12 protein-coding genes and 1 tRNA gene are annotated in these 15,382 nt (G+C 32.5%); 10 read left to right on the forward strand and 3 right to left on the reverse strand.

The features are described from left to right. Positions 1-88 precede the first annotated feature (88 nt). Entirely contained in the window at positions 89-400 is a 312-nt protein-coding gene (locus LKE05_RS01450) for a helix-turn-helix domain-containing protein (RefSeq protein WP_022229559.1), read from the reverse strand. A 250-nt stretch (positions 401-650) separates the two neighbouring features. On the opposite strand from LKE05_RS01450, the gene LKE05_RS01455 reads away from it, so the two are divergent. From LKE05_RS01455 to LKE05_RS01485, 7 genes are all read left to right on the forward strand, one after another. Beyond that, a complete protein-coding gene (locus LKE05_RS01455; RefSeq protein ID WP_022229560.1) occupies positions 651-1,382 on the forward strand; it encodes a LytR/AlgR family response regulator transcription factor in 732 nt (243 codons plus the stop codon). After that, entirely contained in the window at positions 1,379-1,891 is a 513-nt protein-coding gene (locus LKE05_RS01460; protein ID WP_022229561.1) for a hypothetical protein, read from the forward strand. Before LKE05_RS01455 ends, LKE05_RS01460 begins: the two co-directional genes overlap by 4 nt. Before the next feature lie 25 nt (positions 1,892-1,916). Continuing rightward, entirely contained in the window at positions 1,917-4,979 is a 3,063-nt protein-coding gene (locus tag LKE05_RS01465; protein WP_308455706.1) for a Kelch repeat-containing protein, read from the forward strand. Between the two features lie 10 nt (positions 4,980-4,989). Then, positions 4,990-5,928: a hypothetical protein gene (locus LKE05_RS01470; protein WP_022229563.1), complete on the forward strand. Its 939-nt coding sequence runs from the start codon at positions 4,990-4,992 to the stop codon at positions 5,926-5,928. A 33-nt stretch (positions 5,929-5,961) separates the two neighbouring features. Continuing rightward, positions 5,962-10,404: an S-layer homology domain-containing protein gene (locus tag LKE05_RS01475; RefSeq protein ID WP_308455707.1), complete on the forward strand. Its 4,443-nt coding sequence runs from the start codon at positions 5,962-5,964 to the stop codon at positions 10,402-10,404. After that, entirely contained in the window at positions 10,307-11,668 is a 1,362-nt protein-coding gene (locus LKE05_RS01480; RefSeq protein WP_308455708.1) for a copper amine oxidase N-terminal domain-containing protein, read from the forward strand. The genes LKE05_RS01475 and LKE05_RS01480 overlap by 98 nt, the downstream gene beginning before the upstream one ends. 213 nt (positions 11,669-11,881) lie before the next feature. Further along, complete coding sequence (locus LKE05_RS01485) at positions 11,882-12,166, forward strand: hypothetical protein (RefSeq protein ID WP_022230542.1); 285 nt, start codon at positions 11,882-11,884, stop codon at positions 12,164-12,166. A gap of 28 nt (positions 12,167-12,194) precedes the next feature. Here the strand turns inward: LKE05_RS01485 and LKE05_RS01490 are convergent, their stop codons facing one another. Continuing rightward, complete coding sequence (locus LKE05_RS01490) at positions 12,195-12,524, reverse strand: helix-turn-helix transcriptional regulator (RefSeq protein ID WP_178831353.1); 330 nt, start codon at positions 12,522-12,524, stop codon at positions 12,195-12,197. A 494-nt stretch (positions 12,525-13,018) separates the two neighbouring features. Here LKE05_RS01490 and LKE05_RS01495 point away from each other — a divergent pair, with 494 nt between their 5' ends. The 3 genes from LKE05_RS01495 to LKE05_RS01505 all read left to right on the forward strand — a co-directional run bounded on the left by LKE05_RS01495 (position 13,019) and on the right by LKE05_RS01505 (position 15,176). Then, on the forward strand, positions 13,019-13,363 hold the full coding sequence (locus tag LKE05_RS01495; RefSeq protein WP_178831350.1) for an HTH domain-containing protein: 345 nt from the start codon (positions 13,019-13,021) through the stop codon (positions 13,361-13,363). Between the two features lie 414 nt (positions 13,364-13,777). After that, entirely contained in the window at positions 13,778-13,954 is a 177-nt protein-coding gene (locus LKE05_RS01500) for a helix-turn-helix domain-containing protein (RefSeq protein WP_308455709.1), read from the forward strand. Positions 13,955-14,033: 79 nt separating this feature from the next. Next, positions 14,034-15,176, forward strand: a complete 1,143-nt coding sequence (locus LKE05_RS01505) for a tyrosine-type recombinase/integrase (RefSeq protein ID WP_308455710.1) — start codon at positions 14,034-14,036, stop codon at positions 15,174-15,176. 90 nt (positions 15,177-15,266) lie between these two features. Here the strand turns inward: LKE05_RS01505 and LKE05_RS01510 are convergent. Next, a tRNA-Lys gene (locus tag LKE05_RS01510) sits at positions 15,267-15,342 on the reverse strand. Positions 15,343-15,382: the final 40 nt, after the last annotated feature.

Below are 15,382 nucleotides of genomic sequence, written 5' to 3' on the forward strand. Positions count from 1 at the left end.
TCAAAACTATATTTTGCCATGAAAAAACCGACCTCCCAATAGTTAGATTTTTGGTCTAACTTTTGGGGGTCGGTTCAAAAATATCTCTCTACTTTATCAAATCATCAATAAGGTTTGAAACATTTTTAAGCTGTTTCGGTGAAAGTTTCTTTAAGTTAGATATTATACTATTTAATTCTTTTGGATTTGCATTGTCAAAGTCAAAAAATTCTTTTGGTGTGACATCTAAATAAGTACATATATAAAAGAAAACAGTCATTGATGGCAGATTATTTTTGTTTTCAATATTGTTGATATATCCGGCTCCCTGTCCTAACGATAAACTCATATCTCTTGCAGAAACACCTTTCTGATTTCTAAGTTGTGCTAATCTTTTTGCAAATAAATCATCTAAATTCATAAAAAACACTCCTTTTATATACTATTGTACAGTATAAAATTAGAAAAATATCCTGTTGAACCGTCAAAGCGTATTGACATATCCTGTTTAATGGGATATTATTTATATTATTATCCTGTTCAACAGTTTATATGAGCGATTTTTGTTGATTATAGATAATAAAAGTGCAGAAAATTAGATAAAATGACGAAAATACAAGAATAATATACCAATCTACAAAAATATAGTTATAATGGAAGGGAGGAATAAAATGCTTAAGGAGGAAATGGAAATGCGTATTGCTATTTGCGATGATGAAAAAATTGCGTTGGAACAAACATGCAATATTGTAAAAGACGTTTTTGATGAAATGCATTTAAAATATTTTATAGATGTGTATATGGATGCGAATGAACTATTACAAAATAAGGATCAATATGATATAGTTTTTTTGGATATTGAATTAAAAGATTCAGATAAAAATGGTGTATGGGTAGCTAAAATGATAAAACGCTATTATCCTGAAAGTATTATTATTTTTACTACTAATTATGAAGAATATATTGATGAAGTAATAGAGAAGTATGCTTTTAGATATTGGTCAAAACCTATTGATAGATATAGATTGAAAAAGAGCATTGCACCAATTTTGGAAAAGATGCAGACGATTAAAGTTGAAATATATGAGAGTAAACGAAAATTTGAACTGCCTCTTCGTAATATAATGTACATTACTCCAGAAAATAAGCATTGTAAAATTGTAACAATATCTAATGAATATGTGGTTTCTGACTCTTACAAAGAAATAAAGGAAAAATTTCCTACGAGAAATTTTTGTGAATGTCATGGTAGCTATTGTGTAAATTTGAATTATGTAGAGAAATACACAAAAACAACAGTATATTTGGCATATAAAACAAAAAAATATAGCGTTCATATGTCAAGACGTCAGTATCCTTTTTTTAAAGAACAAATGTTTATTATAGGAGGAGAGCAAATATGATAGAAGGAATTAATTTATTAATATCTATTTTTATTGGATGCATTGTGTTTATATATTATACAAATGCATTATTTAAACCAAGAACCAAATATTTATATGCGAATATTAGTATAATAGTAGGATATATGATGTTGTATGCTATTTCTTCATTCTATCAGCCTACTTTAAATGTAATAGCATTTTCTATTGCAACATTTGTGCTTATGTATTTGTGTTTTAAAGTGACATTGAAAAATGCTATTATTCAAGCTTTTATGCTAACTGCAATTATGATGCTTGCAGAAGGGGTTTTGTTTATGTTTACAGGTATAGGTATCTATCCTAAGGGTTTGTTGGATGTATCTTTAAGTGCGCGAATAATCCATGCGGTGTTATCAAAACTCATATATTTTTTAGGTATAATTATTGCAAAACATGTTGCAAAAGGAAAGTCAAAATATGAAGAAATAGATGGTTTTTTGAGCTTGCTAGCAATACCTTTCTTTACAATTTCTCCGTATTTCTTTTAAAAATATATGGTTTTGGAGGGCAAATATGAAGAAATTGATATCAATGGTTATAGTGATTTCATTGATGTGTTCTGCAACAATGGCTTTTGCAAATGGAATAGAGACAGAAGAAGAGACTGTGAATTGTGAGATTATAGAAGAACAGCACAACATAGATGTAAATCAAGGAATAACCGGTTTTGGAAATATAGATGTGGAATGTTGTGAAAATATTTCGGAAGAAGATGAAAAAGATTTTTTGCAAACGTGGGATGAGGGGACAGGAGAAAATGATTCTGATATTATGCTTACATCATTTTCCGGAACAGGATGGCAATCGTGTGGAACTATGACAAGTGAAAGAAGTTATATGTCAAGCGTGGTTGTCAATAACAATATTTATACATTCGGTGGGAGTGAACGTGGGGCAGTCACAAATAAAACTGAGATGTATAATACAATTAGTGAAACATGGACAACAAAGAAAGAGATGCCGTTTGGCAGATATAAACATATGGCTGTAACATCAAATGATAAGGTTTATATTTGTGCAGGATATGACTTGTCAGGAAATGCAGTAAGCACGATTTCTGTTTATGATGTCAACTCAAATAAATGGCTTGAGGAAATTATAACCCCAAACAATAGTACAAATTATTCAGCAGGAATGCATAATGGAGAATTATATATTTTTTCCGGCAAAGAAAATGGCATAAATAGTAATAAAGTATATAAGTATAATTTTGACTCACAAACATGGAAGCAACTTGCATCAATGTCTACTTATGCAATAGATAGTTATGCTGTTCCAACAAATAGAGGCTTTTATGTAATAAACAACCAATACATATATGAATATAATATTAAAGATGATGAATGGACGTATATTGATAAAATGCCGAGAGAAGTATATGATTGTGCGTTTGTAAATCGCGGGGATATGGACACAAACGAATTATATATAACTGGAGGACGTAGTGAAATAAACAGTGGAGTATCAATAGCAAATACTAAATATCGCTATGATACTGATTCCCTATCAACTGTTTCTAATTGGAGAGCAGAATGGTACAATGATTTAAAAATGATACGGGGCTTAGCTTGTCATAATATGGTAATTGCAGACGATGTTATTTATGTGTTTGGCGGACAAGTTACATATGGAGAAGATCAAAAACTAATGTTCAAGCGTAGTATATTTGATGAAAAAGATGATAATCCCGAACGTGTGAAAAATAAATGGGTTAATTATATATATGGTTCAATAAATTCTGTGGATGATGTAGATACTTATCAATTTACTCCTTCAGTGGATGGATATTATGATATTGTACATTGTAACCCTATACAGTCAAATAATCTAAAATATTCATTCAATATAACTATAAAAGAACCGGACGGAAAAAAATTAGTTGATTCTATGTATACAGAATCATTTGGTGCTACTTATTTAAAAGCAGGAAAGACATATAGTATTGATATTTTTGATATTGAACAAACTCATCGCGGAAACTATATGTATCGTATAGGTAAAGTAGAAGATGATGCCTCGGATAATATAGATAATGCTCTAACCATACCAATAGAAACTGAGATTCAAAAATCATTTATAGGTAAGGATGATATAGATTTTCTAAAATTCACTATTCCGACTACAGGAACATATGATATAGAGATTACTACACAAGACCCTATTGATTTCGAGTTAAAAACTCTTGCAGATGCAGTGGTATTCAATGCTAATAAGAAAGAAATATATGATTTTAATACTTATTTTGATAATGTATTTAATTACAAATTTAAAGCAGGAACATATTATATAGCTTTGAAACCATTTAACTTTTATTATAGTAGAAGTACATCAGGCTATGCTATCAATATACATAAAACAGCAAAATTGAACAATTTATATAATAATCGCGCACGACATGGTATGGATAATATAAATGGCAAATTATATGTGTTTGGTGGAGTAGGCAGTAATTACGAGGTGCTAAGTAGTATTGATGTATATGATCCAGATACAAGATTATGGACTCAAGAGGATAATAATACAGAGAACATAAAAAAGGATGCTGCATTTATTACATCGGATAATAAATTATATACTGTTGGCGGATATAGTAACGGAATATATTACAGTGATGTAAGATCATATGATACTGAAAAAAAGGTATGGCGCACAGAAGGAAATATAAATACCAGACGCGGACGAGCAGGTATTGTAACGGATGAGAGATATATTTACATAATAGGTGGAAGGAATTCGGATGGATATGTTAATACTGTGGAAGTGTTTGATACTGCAACCGGAAAGGTATCTCAAACATTCGATTTGCCAGAGCCTATGATGGATGTACAATCTTTTATTAGCGGTGGGACATTATATATCGTAGGTGGTACTACTTATAATGGATACTCTAGAAATGTGTATGCCAGAGTCGATGATATGTGGAAACCTAAGGCAACGATGCCATATGAAAGTGAATATATTAGAGGTAAAGGTTATAATAACGATTTTGTATGTGCTGCAGTGAATAAGAAGGGCAATGTTGATATATTAAAATATGTAACGGATACAAAGTCGTGGAAAATAATTACAAGTAATTATATTAATGATCTTATATATTATGGATTTGATATAATGGATAATCACATCTATTTAACAGGCGGATATTCATATGATTCAAGAGAAGTGTCCGATAAAACATATTCATATGACATTTTGACTGATATAGCAAATCAGAATTCGGATATTCCTGTTAGAACAGTGGGCTTTGAGTACGAACAAACAAATAACAGTGACATTGCAGATGCACCTGAGATTTTAAATGTGAACGCGAAGGTTCTTGATGACAACAAAGGGATATATGAGCTTTATTTAGATGAGGGGGATTATAATTACGATACAAGGTCACTTCCGTTCTTCTTTTGGTCGGCGAGAGAGGGAATGTTCGCTGGTGCAAGTAAAGATTATAGGCGAGTTATATTCTATGCTGACCCAAATACAGGAGATAGAAAAGTTAAAGTGGTCGTAGGCATAGGTGATGGTCGTGGTTACGTTGATAAAAAATCGTTTCTTTTAAACGGAAACAAGGAAAAGAAGTGAGGTGGCACAAATGGTAAAAAAAATTATATCTCTAATTATTATGATAACTATTACAATGATGATGACATCACATGTGTTCGCACAGGATACAGTATTTATTGACGATAATTTTGAAGCATCATCAACCGAAAATTGGATTGATAATACAGGACGTGGGATTAAGTCTGTTGAAGGTGATATATGGAATAAATATATGGTATTGACACATAAAGATTCATCTTTTTATAATTTCCAAGCACGAGATATATATTCTACGGGAGTATTATACTGTGAATTTGATATAAAATTTACGTCTGCAGCTATGCAGATTCAAACTAGAGAGTCAAGAGATATATCTGCTCAGGGTTTTACTATGGCAGGAAGACTTCGAAAAACAGCGGATTATTTAGAATATTATTCTAAAGGTGACTTTCATATCATGTATAAAGCAGATAAGAAAGGATGGTTTACCCTGAGTGATATTTCTAAGTGGTATACTATTAAAATGGCTTTAAATGTGAATACACAGAAGTACAGTATTTATGTTATAGACAGAGATACAAACGATTTACTTGCCCAAGTAGAAAATGCTGATTTTGCTGGAGAATGTAATTATATAAATTACTTCGCATTTTCATCAGAGGATAAGCTATGTATTGATAATGTTCGAATTACAAATGTAGATATTGAAAATCTTTATATTTCTGGTGAGGTATATCCTCAAATTCCTAATAGTGGCAGTGTAACATATAATTATTTTGCCAAAGCAGCTACAAAGAATAATGGCACTGAAATTAGAACAGATGTACATTGGTCACTAAAGACTCCTAAAAGGGGTGTCAGTATTGATTCAAATACAGGAGAGCTAAAAGTAACCTCGTGGGCAGAACCAGGACCAATATTGATATATGTAGAAAAGGATAATCTGAATTTTTTTAATTCAACATATTTAATTGACTTGGAACAATAGATTTACAAGTAGAATTTTGGGAGGAGGAAACAAATGAAAAGGATAATATCATTTATATTAACTTTTTGTATGTTAATGAGTCTAACAGCAGCTTTTGCAGAAAATGACAATGAAATAGAAAACAATGAGAACATTATTGATACAAGCTCGTTGACAGATGAAAATGTGTTGTATAAGGCAATACAGGAGAAGAATGGTTTTTCCCTGTTCGGGCTGGACGATAGTAATGATGAAGGGATTACAACAGATTTTGATGTTGTAATGGGATTTGATATGTCATATTCTATGTATGAATATGACATAAACGGTGATAAGCGATGGATAGATAGCTTTAAATCTATTTCAGAGCAAGTGCCGGAAGATACAAGATATGCGGTACTATCATCAAATTCTGAGGGTTTTACCGACGATTTGGATAAGGCAATATCAGATGTACAGGAAAAGGAATATACAGGGACAAACGATATTATATCTATTTTGGACAGGACAATTAGTGTGTTTGATGAAGAATCAAGCAACAGGAATAAAGTTGTCTTAGTAACAACACATAAAGTAGATGATATTTCGGCTCTTAAAGATAAGATGGACGAGCTGAGCGACTACGGAATAATACCATTTGTATTTGTATTGAATGCAGATACGAATAACGCATTAAATATGGATGGGATATATCAATGTCCTACGGATTTGGATTTAAGATTATCTATATCTGATTTATATTTAGCATTTTGTGAATTTAATATGACAGAAGCAGCGCAGACTTATGCTAATACCATAGATTATAATGTGTATAGAGTATTAAGTGATTTTCGAACTGATAGACATATGTTTGTCGGAGCAGATAACAATGCAGGTTTACAAATGGCATCAATGTTGAATATGTATAAATGTGTACCATTAAAAGCAAGTATAGGAACTAAGAATCAAAGTGAATATGATTTGTTTAATACAAGCAGTTATTCGGGCAATAACATTGATTTAAAGGATAAATTACAGAGTTTTGTTTCTGGAGAAAATGCAAAATTTGGGGAAGTTCCATATGATTTTCAATATGTATGGAATAGTATATTTGGGCAAATATCTAATAATAGGAAAATTATTATTTCAAATCCAGATATAACTCAAGCAGCAACTGTTTTAAGAAAAAATATGAAACGTAGATTCCCTATGATGATGAAACATGATGATGAGTGGGAAATTGTATATGAATACAGAAACCCGATTGGTGGTTCACTAGTAAGGTATAATGAGAATAAAGAGATTGAGTTTAATAAAATTCAGGCTGTGTTTGATACATATGAATATTTGATGTCAACTGTTGGCAAAGCTACAAATTTGTATGAAAAAGTAACAAGAACAAATTCAGAAATTACTGTTGAAATACAATACCCATCAAATTACGATTTTACGATAGACAATGAACAAAATGACTTAAATACAATAAGACGTGAAGCTTTGGACGGTAAATCGGGGTACATAGATTTCAATTCGGTAGATAAAACGCTTTATGTAACCGCGCAGTGTACGGGAGAAAATACAGAACGTAATTTTGTGGTGGGTTCTCTTGTTACATTTACAAATGGTCTGGCTGATATATACGGCGCCAATAAAGTATATTATACAAGGTATTATAGAGATATTACTATCAATGACTGGTTTCATGATTACATCTTTAAAGCAACAAATTTAGGCATTGTTTCGGGTACAGATGAAAATAAGTTTGAACCCAATAATACAATAACGCTAGCACAGTTATTCAGAATGATGTTTGAAAGTGCAAAAGTTGACGGAATATTGACTGCGGATGATAACCCAACAACATATTGGGCATATCCTTATATGAAAAAGGCAAGCGAATTGGGCTTTAAGACAATAGATGATCAAGATATAGATGTTAGTATCAATAAACTTGATAAGTTGATAACCATAGGAGAGACTAAAGTTAGCAGGGGAGAGGCGGCTAAATATATTTGTCAGTTGTTTTTCGATCAAAGAAAAGAAGTCAATGTACCCACCTTATTATACGATAAAGTTGAAAACATAGAGAATGAAAGAAAAAATGCATATAAAAATTTTATTGATGTATCGGGCAATAAGAATGAAAACTACATATATAAGTTGTATATGAATAATATTTTGAACGGTCAGGATAAAAACACAATGGCGCCGGATGCGGATATAAGGCGTTCAGAGATATGCACAATACTTATCAAATGTTTGTTTGACATGGATGAAAACATTCCTGTTATTATAGCAAACATTGAAGAAAATACAGAAGCAGTTCCTGTTGATGTTTATATGACTACTGATGAGAGAATCATTAAGAACATTTCCTTTAATAATAACAATAAGGCTGCCTTTAATATACATATTGAAGATGATGAAGAATACGAAGTGGCAATTGATGGTGGTACAGAAGCAACAATTCAGGGTGAAATGGATTGTATAGAAGGTACAGGCACATTTACCCCTGAAACAACGCAAAAAGGAAATTTTGTTTATACAATTCGCGGACCAGGTGTATTTCAACTAAATTTAGTAAGAACGGGAATAGACATTATTAATTTAAAAATAACTAACATATCTACTCAAAGTCAAGTTATACCATTAAATCAAGTTATCACGCAAGATATGATAAATAGAAATAAACTGTCATTTACTGCTGAGAAAAATGGATGTTATATTATCAATGTTACGCCTGGTACAACCTTTAATTTAACCGACCAAGCAGGAAGAAAAGTGGAAGAATACTATACTGAATTGTATAGGGGATTTAACAGCAACGTACCTCAATTTATAACCCAGAAAATGAGAGGAGTCAATAGAGAGCTTAACTATATAGACAGCAATGGAAACAAAACATCTCTAACAGAGGAGTGTGCTTGCTATAAATATTACCTTGAAAAAGGCACAACAATTACGATAGATAATATTAGTAATAATGAATATAAATTACAAGTGGATGAGCCTCAAGATGGGGATATTGTATTCCATCAACATGAAAATGAAGGCGAATACTTTATTTATTCAGATGCGCCTGAAGCAATAACAGATAATACTTTGGCAGATTATGCTCCTTATGCTTTTATAAGAGAGGAACATTTAGGCAAGGGGAAATATACTTTTATGTCTTGGCATCTTAATTATTCCAGTGAAGATGTCACTATGGATGTGCAACTTTATTCGGAAAATGCTAAAATTAAGGTCAATGCTATTGGTATAAATGCACCTCAAATAGATAGATGGGACTCGGATTGGACATCACCGCAAGCCATTTTGAATATGGAATATTTTAAGTGTGAAAAAATTTTTAAGGTGAAAACCAATGAGTATGATAATAGATTGTATGGTAGAATAGATGAAGGCTACTACACTTTGAATTCGGCAGAAGGTAATTCAGTGTGGCTTCAAGATATCTATAATAAAAAAATATATAATAATGGATATAATAAAAATATATTAGAATATCCTCGATTACCGAAATATAATGATGACCAAATGCCGTTTTATATAATATTTGAATTCGAAGTTTTGGAGGGCGAAGTTGTTCTTAACCAAATGGCATATAACAACAGAGAAAATATTATGAGTATAGGTGAAAATAATGCACCATATATTGGAGAAGGTGCATTTAAAGGAATTTCCAACACTCCTAATGAAGTTATATCGGATTTTTCATATGAAATAAAGGGAGATGAAAAGTATATTCCCGTAAGAACATTTAATCTTAATAATCCTCTCGGATATAAAAGTGTATTTTGGGAGTCCAATGTTAATCCGCAACAGGACGCAACACCAAATGTAAACATTCCAGGTATTGAAGACGGTAATGGTAATTTATATAAGTATAGGGTTAGAGACATTGCAACGGAAACAGAATTGCTAAAGTTTAGATACGTAGATAATAGTAAAAAAGATAGATATGACTATGATACAGACGATAATGTTTGGTATTTCGATGAATTTCATGATAGAAATTATAGTGCTGATAGTAGCATAGTAGGCGATGTTCCCAACCGTTTAATAGCTACTGAGGCGGCATTAAACCGTTATGATGGTGAAAATGAAAGGAATAAACTCCCAATAGCGAATTATTCAGTTATAGAAACATATAACATCAAACTTAAAAATTCAACAGAATCTACAAAAACTATTGAGTTTATATTAGATAGTGAGTCATGTGAATTTTTGTATTTAGAGAATTTGCATAAAAAACCGGTAATGTTATCCAAAGGTTCTCATACAAGAGCGCAAGTAATGTATTATATTGTATTAGAACCCAACCAAGAGATAGAATATAAGATGAAAACAGGTTTATTTACAGCGAATGACGGTAGTATGAGAAATTGTTTTAAAATCTATGAAGGAGAGAAAGATTATGGAGAAATTGTTGGACAAGATGGAGAAAAACACCCCGTGCATATTGTTAATAATTTGCATGATTACGATGATGATTGGAATTATCCACGCCAATGATACATATGCGATTGATTTTGAAAATGAAATAATAAATCCTAAAGATAGAGTTGTATACACAGGTCAAGGGTATTTTTCAGTATATTATGATGGAAAAGCACACAATGCATCGGCATGGGAAGTCACATATTCAAAAGATAAAGTCAACTGGAGGAATGCAGTCACCGATAGTAATTACGAATTTCTGGACAGTTTAGTAAGTTCAAGTAATCGACCCACTTCACAAGTTATTGAAACGAATGATGGATATATGGTTAGGAGAAAAAATTGTATACGTCATGGTCTTAATTATGTGACTAGAGATGATAATATTATTTTATTGGATAAGAATTTTAATGTTTTAAAATCATATTCCGGAGATTATGTCAGCGATATGTCATATATAAATGGAGTGTATTATATAAATACATATTCTCAATATGGTGAATATATCCCTGAAACTCATATGAATGTTGTGTCAGAGGAAAAATCATATTATTCAACGGATTTTGAAAATTGGCATGTATACAATGAGAGTGGTGGTATACCGATTATAAACGACGGACATGAGTTGTTTATTAGAAATGGCAAATTGCAATATAAATATAATCGTTATCTTACGCAAGGATTGGGAGATATTGCATTATCTCAAAATGGGGTTGCGAAGCAGGGTATTATTTATGAGAGTGTAGATATTGGTGAAATTATTCAGGTTCATGATTATTTATTTGCCAATCTTGTGTATGATGGAACAAATTGTCCAGATAAAATAGCCGTATCAAAGGATGGAGTATATTTTACTATCATATCTATCCCAGAAGAAAATTGTTGGCTTAGCGATGTTTTTGAACTAAAAGATAATAGATTTGAATTTGATATAACAAATAGCTCCAAGTACTATTCTTGCCCTATTGAGCAAATAGATGAAGCATTAAATGTAAGTGATATATATGTCCAATTCCAAGACAAAATACTTGGTTTTGAAACACCGCCTGTAATAGAATCCGGCAGTACACTTGTTCCAATGCGCTTCCTGTTTGAGCAGATGGGCGCAGATGTTGAATGGAACGGAGAAACACAAACCGCGACCGCGACACTTGATAACACAGCAGTTACATTTGCGATAGATGATACTAATGCAGAAGTAAATAACACGCCTGCTACTATGGACGTCCCTGCACGTCTTATAAATGGCAAAACGATGGTACCGCTGCGCTTCCTCTCAGAAGAAATGGGCTTTGAAGTTGCGTGGGATGCAGAATCAAGAACGGCAATTATAGAGTAACAAAGATGACGTCAGATGGTTTATAAAACAGTAAACAGATAAAAAATTGAAAGATGAAACCGACATCAGGCTAATGGTGTCGGTTTTGTGTTTACATAGAAGATGTACATAACCACTTTTTCCGTAGAATACTACCATTATTTCCAGAATTATTTACAAATTTTTCGGGGAATTATATAATCATAGTGAAATAGTAGGAGGCAGATATTTATTATGACCGAACAGAAATTAATTTCGCTGGTAATTGATGAAATTATAGAACATAAACTGAGTCATTATCGAATGAAAAATAGGGAGTATAGCAAGCTCAATATAGAGCTGACGCAGTTAGGAAATAAAATGCAATCAGTGTTAGTAGAATTGTCAGCAGAGAAAGCCGATATAATAAATTTGTACATTGCAAAGCACGCAGATTTAGCGGATAAGGACTGTGCATTCTTGTATGCACAAGGAGCAAAAGATTGTGTAAAGTTACTTAAAAGATTAGGAGTGCTTTAGAAGAAAGCGCACTATGCTGTGCGCTTCTTCATTTGGTTTTGATAAGTTCGTGAACAGCGGCAGTTATTGCATTTATAGTCTTTTCATCACACAGATACAGCATATTTACCAGTTCGTCAATAGAAGTATCTATTTTTGGTGATATACTGTGTCGTTCAGGATAAAAAATAGTATCAGCAGGAATGTTCAAGGTTCGTATGAGATTATAAAGTAACCAATATCCAGGTTTTTTCTGTTCATTTTCTATCGCCATAATATGGCGGGAACTGCAGTTTAACATTTCTGCTAGCTGTTCTTGTGATATTCCCTTATGTAGTCTAGCGTTTTTTATTTGTTCGCCTAAAATATCGTGTTTCATAGCACTGAAAATTCACCTCCACATATAGTTTACAATGTTTTCTGTGAAATTAACACGATTAAATGCTTCGTGATAGAGCGAAGTTATAATTCAGAAGCAGCATAAAGCTTCATCAAAAAAAACGATGGTTTGATGAGGCTTATTTGATTGTAAAAACTCCTCAAGCTTAGTTTCTTGGAGGGGTTTTATTGTTTGCAAAACATATGGGGAATGATTTATTAAAAAAATCAATGTGCTTATTTTAGCTGATTTAAAACTCGAACGTGAACAATCGAAGCGTATATACACGAACATATCTAACACGGTTGTGGAAAATCGTGTTTTTTTAGTATTTGAATGTTTTATGAGAGCGCCGCCAATGAGGTCTTTTTCAAAAAATAGGAAAAGGACTAAGATAATGAAAAAAAGTTTGGAATTTTCAAAATTATTTTTTCAAACTCGGAAAAATTTGCGGAGTTTGAGTGGTATACTGCTCCCGAAAGGAGGGGAGCAATGTGAGGGATAAATTATGTGTAAGCGAAAGAAGAACAAAAATACTTGAATTTCTTGTCAAAAAAAAGCAATCAACTCGATGTGAATTGGCGACAGAATTTAATGTTTCTACAGATACAATCGACAGAGATATAGTTTATCTCAGTGGCATTGCTCCTGTTTATACGAAACAAGGTAATCAAGGTGGAATTTATATATTGCCTGAATACAGAAGCTATAAAAACTATCTTACAGACGAAGAGGAAGAATGTCTTTATGCCTTGATAAAAAAATCTGCTAATGATGAGCGAAGAATTATTTGCGGCATTATTACCAAGTTTACAAAAAATACTGTTATGTATAAATAAAATCCTTTCATATACAAAGAAAGCACAGAAGACAATGCTGTAGCATAATAAAGAGCAAACGGATACATTCCAATATGGAAGAGCCTTATACTTGATACGCCAAGACACTGCATAGAGGTAGCCGAGCGATAAATATCACTAGTAAAAATCAAATTGCAAGTTTGAATGGTCAAGACGTCATATTGGTATAATGATACTTCTGCCTAGCCGTAGACCGCGCTTTAAGGGCGTGTATGCAAGCATCGGGGGCAGTCCGGGCAGCGCCGGGAAGGTGAAAATCCTATGGAGCAATTTTGCAAATTGCCGTCCGCGTAGCTTAGATATTTTTATGTTTTTTGAACGTATAAGCTTCTTGTACGCTGAAAAAGGGTTAAAATATTTAATTTGTGAACGAGAATGGATGTGATATGATTGTTGGAAGAATATAAAGATGTGATAAATGTTAAAGATTTGTGCGAAATTCTTAACATCGGTAAGAATACAGCGTATAAATTATTAAAAAACAACGATATACCCAATCGTAGACTGGGCAAGAAATATATAATTCCTAAATTCGGAGTGATTGAGTATTTAAAAGGAGTACAACTTTAAAAAAATATGTTGATAAAGTAGGCTGTTGATGATAAAATAATATTGTCAGCAGACTACCGAAGTTAAGGAGGAATGACATATGAGAGGTAGTCTACAGAAAAAGGGCGGAAAATATTACGCAGTATTCCGTGTTAATAAAAAGCAAAAATGGATAAATCTCTGTATTGATGCAAAGAAAGGTAATAAGCGAGAAGCCGAAGCGGCTTTAACAAGATTATTAGCGGAGTATAATGAAAATCCCAATATGTTTGATAAAATTGACTTTGTGGGATACATAAAAAAGTGGCTTAAAGAAGTGATTACGCAAGTTGATATTATTACATACGAAGGATATAAAACCGATACGGAAAACCATTTAATCCCGTATTTTGAACAAAAGAATTTAATGCTACAAGATGTGAAGATAGCAGATATTGAAAAATATTATAATTATAAGGCGGTTACGGGAAGGTTAGATGGTAAACCTGGCGGATTATCATGTAGAACTCTAAAAATTCACGGTACAATATTAAGTTTGATTTTTAAGAAAGCCATTCGTGAAGAACTAATAAGAGATAATCCATGTCAGTACGCAAGATTGCCTAAAATGCAGAAAACCACTGTAAAACCTTCATTTTACACAGTGGAACAGTGTAATAGGTTGCTTGAAGTTTCTAAAAGTACAATGTTGCACGATATGTTATATATGACTATTATATACGGGTTAAGGCGGAGCGAACTTATGGGGTTACGGTGGGATGCAGTCGACTTTGAGAATAATACCATAGTAATTCAGCATACGGTTGTTCTTCAAAATCAGGTGGTTGCCAAAGATTCTACTAAAAATAAAACAAGTAATCGCGTATATCCTCTTTTGGATGATGTGAAGCCATTGTTAGAAAAACTGTTAGAAAAACAAAAAAAGAATAAAGAATTTTTTAAAAATTGCTATTCTGATAGTGGATATATTTTTGCAAAAGAAGATGGTACACCGTATTATCCAAGTTATCCTAGCCACGAGTTGCAAAAAGTTTTAAAGAAAAATGAGCTTCCGCACATTAGATTTCATGATTTGCGTCATAGTTGTGCATCGATGCTTATTCTCAGAGGGTGGAATATGAAAGATATATCAGAATGGCTTGGACATGCGGATATTAGCACTACAATGAACATTTACGGTCATATAAGCATGAAACATAAGAGAGAATTGGGACAGGGACTAAAGGGTATGTTCAGTGCATAAAAAGTGTTAGAAAAGTGTTAGAAAGTGTTTTAGAGATTGATTAAAAGACAAAACAAAAACCGCTCAAACGTAGTGTTTAAGCGGTATTCGTGGTACGCGATCAGGGGCTCGAACCCTGGACACCCTGATTAAGAGTCAGGTGCTCTACCAACTGAGCTAATCACGCATATTCAGTTTTAATGTCTGACGACAAATAATATGATAGC

It is taken from the genome of Hominilimicola fabiformis (assembly GCF_020687385.1).
GTDB lineage: Bacteria > Bacillota > Clostridia > UBA1381 > UBA1381 > Hominilimicola > Hominilimicola fabiformis.

What these genes read in the sequence shown, in the direction of transcription:
- LKE05_RS01450 (WP_022229559.1), bottom strand. Translation starts at nt 400, where the DNA reads ATGAATTTAGATGATTTATTTGCAAAAAGATTAGCACAACTTAGAAAT.
- LKE05_RS01455 (WP_022229560.1), top strand. Translation starts at nt 651, where the DNA reads ATGCTTAAGGAGGAAATGGAAATGCGTATTGCTATTTGCGATGATGAA.
- LKE05_RS01460 (WP_022229561.1), top strand. Translation starts at nt 1,379, where the DNA reads ATGATAGAAGGAATTAATTTATTAATATCTATTTTTATTGGATGCATT.
- LKE05_RS01465 (WP_308455706.1), top strand. Translation starts at nt 1,917, where the DNA reads ATGAAGAAATTGATATCAATGGTTATAGTGATTTCATTGATGTGTTCT.
- LKE05_RS01470 (WP_022229563.1), top strand. Translation starts at nt 4,990, where the DNA reads ATGGTAAAAAAAATTATATCTCTAATTATTATGATAACTATTACAATG.
- LKE05_RS01475 (WP_308455707.1), top strand. Translation starts at nt 5,962, where the DNA reads ATGAAAAGGATAATATCATTTATATTAACTTTTTGTATGTTAATGAGT.
- LKE05_RS01480 (WP_308455708.1), top strand. Translation starts at nt 10,307, where the DNA reads ATGGAGAAATTGTTGGACAAGATGGAGAAAAACACCCCGTGCATATTG.
- LKE05_RS01485 (WP_022230542.1), top strand. Translation starts at nt 11,882, where the DNA reads ATGACCGAACAGAAATTAATTTCGCTGGTAATTGATGAAATTATAGAA.
- LKE05_RS01490 (WP_178831353.1), bottom strand. Translation starts at nt 12,524, where the DNA reads ATGAAACACGATATTTTAGGCGAACAAATAAAAAACGCTAGACTACAT.
- LKE05_RS01505 (WP_308455710.1), top strand. Translation starts at nt 14,034, where the DNA reads ATGAGAGGTAGTCTACAGAAAAAGGGCGGAAAATATTACGCAGTATTC.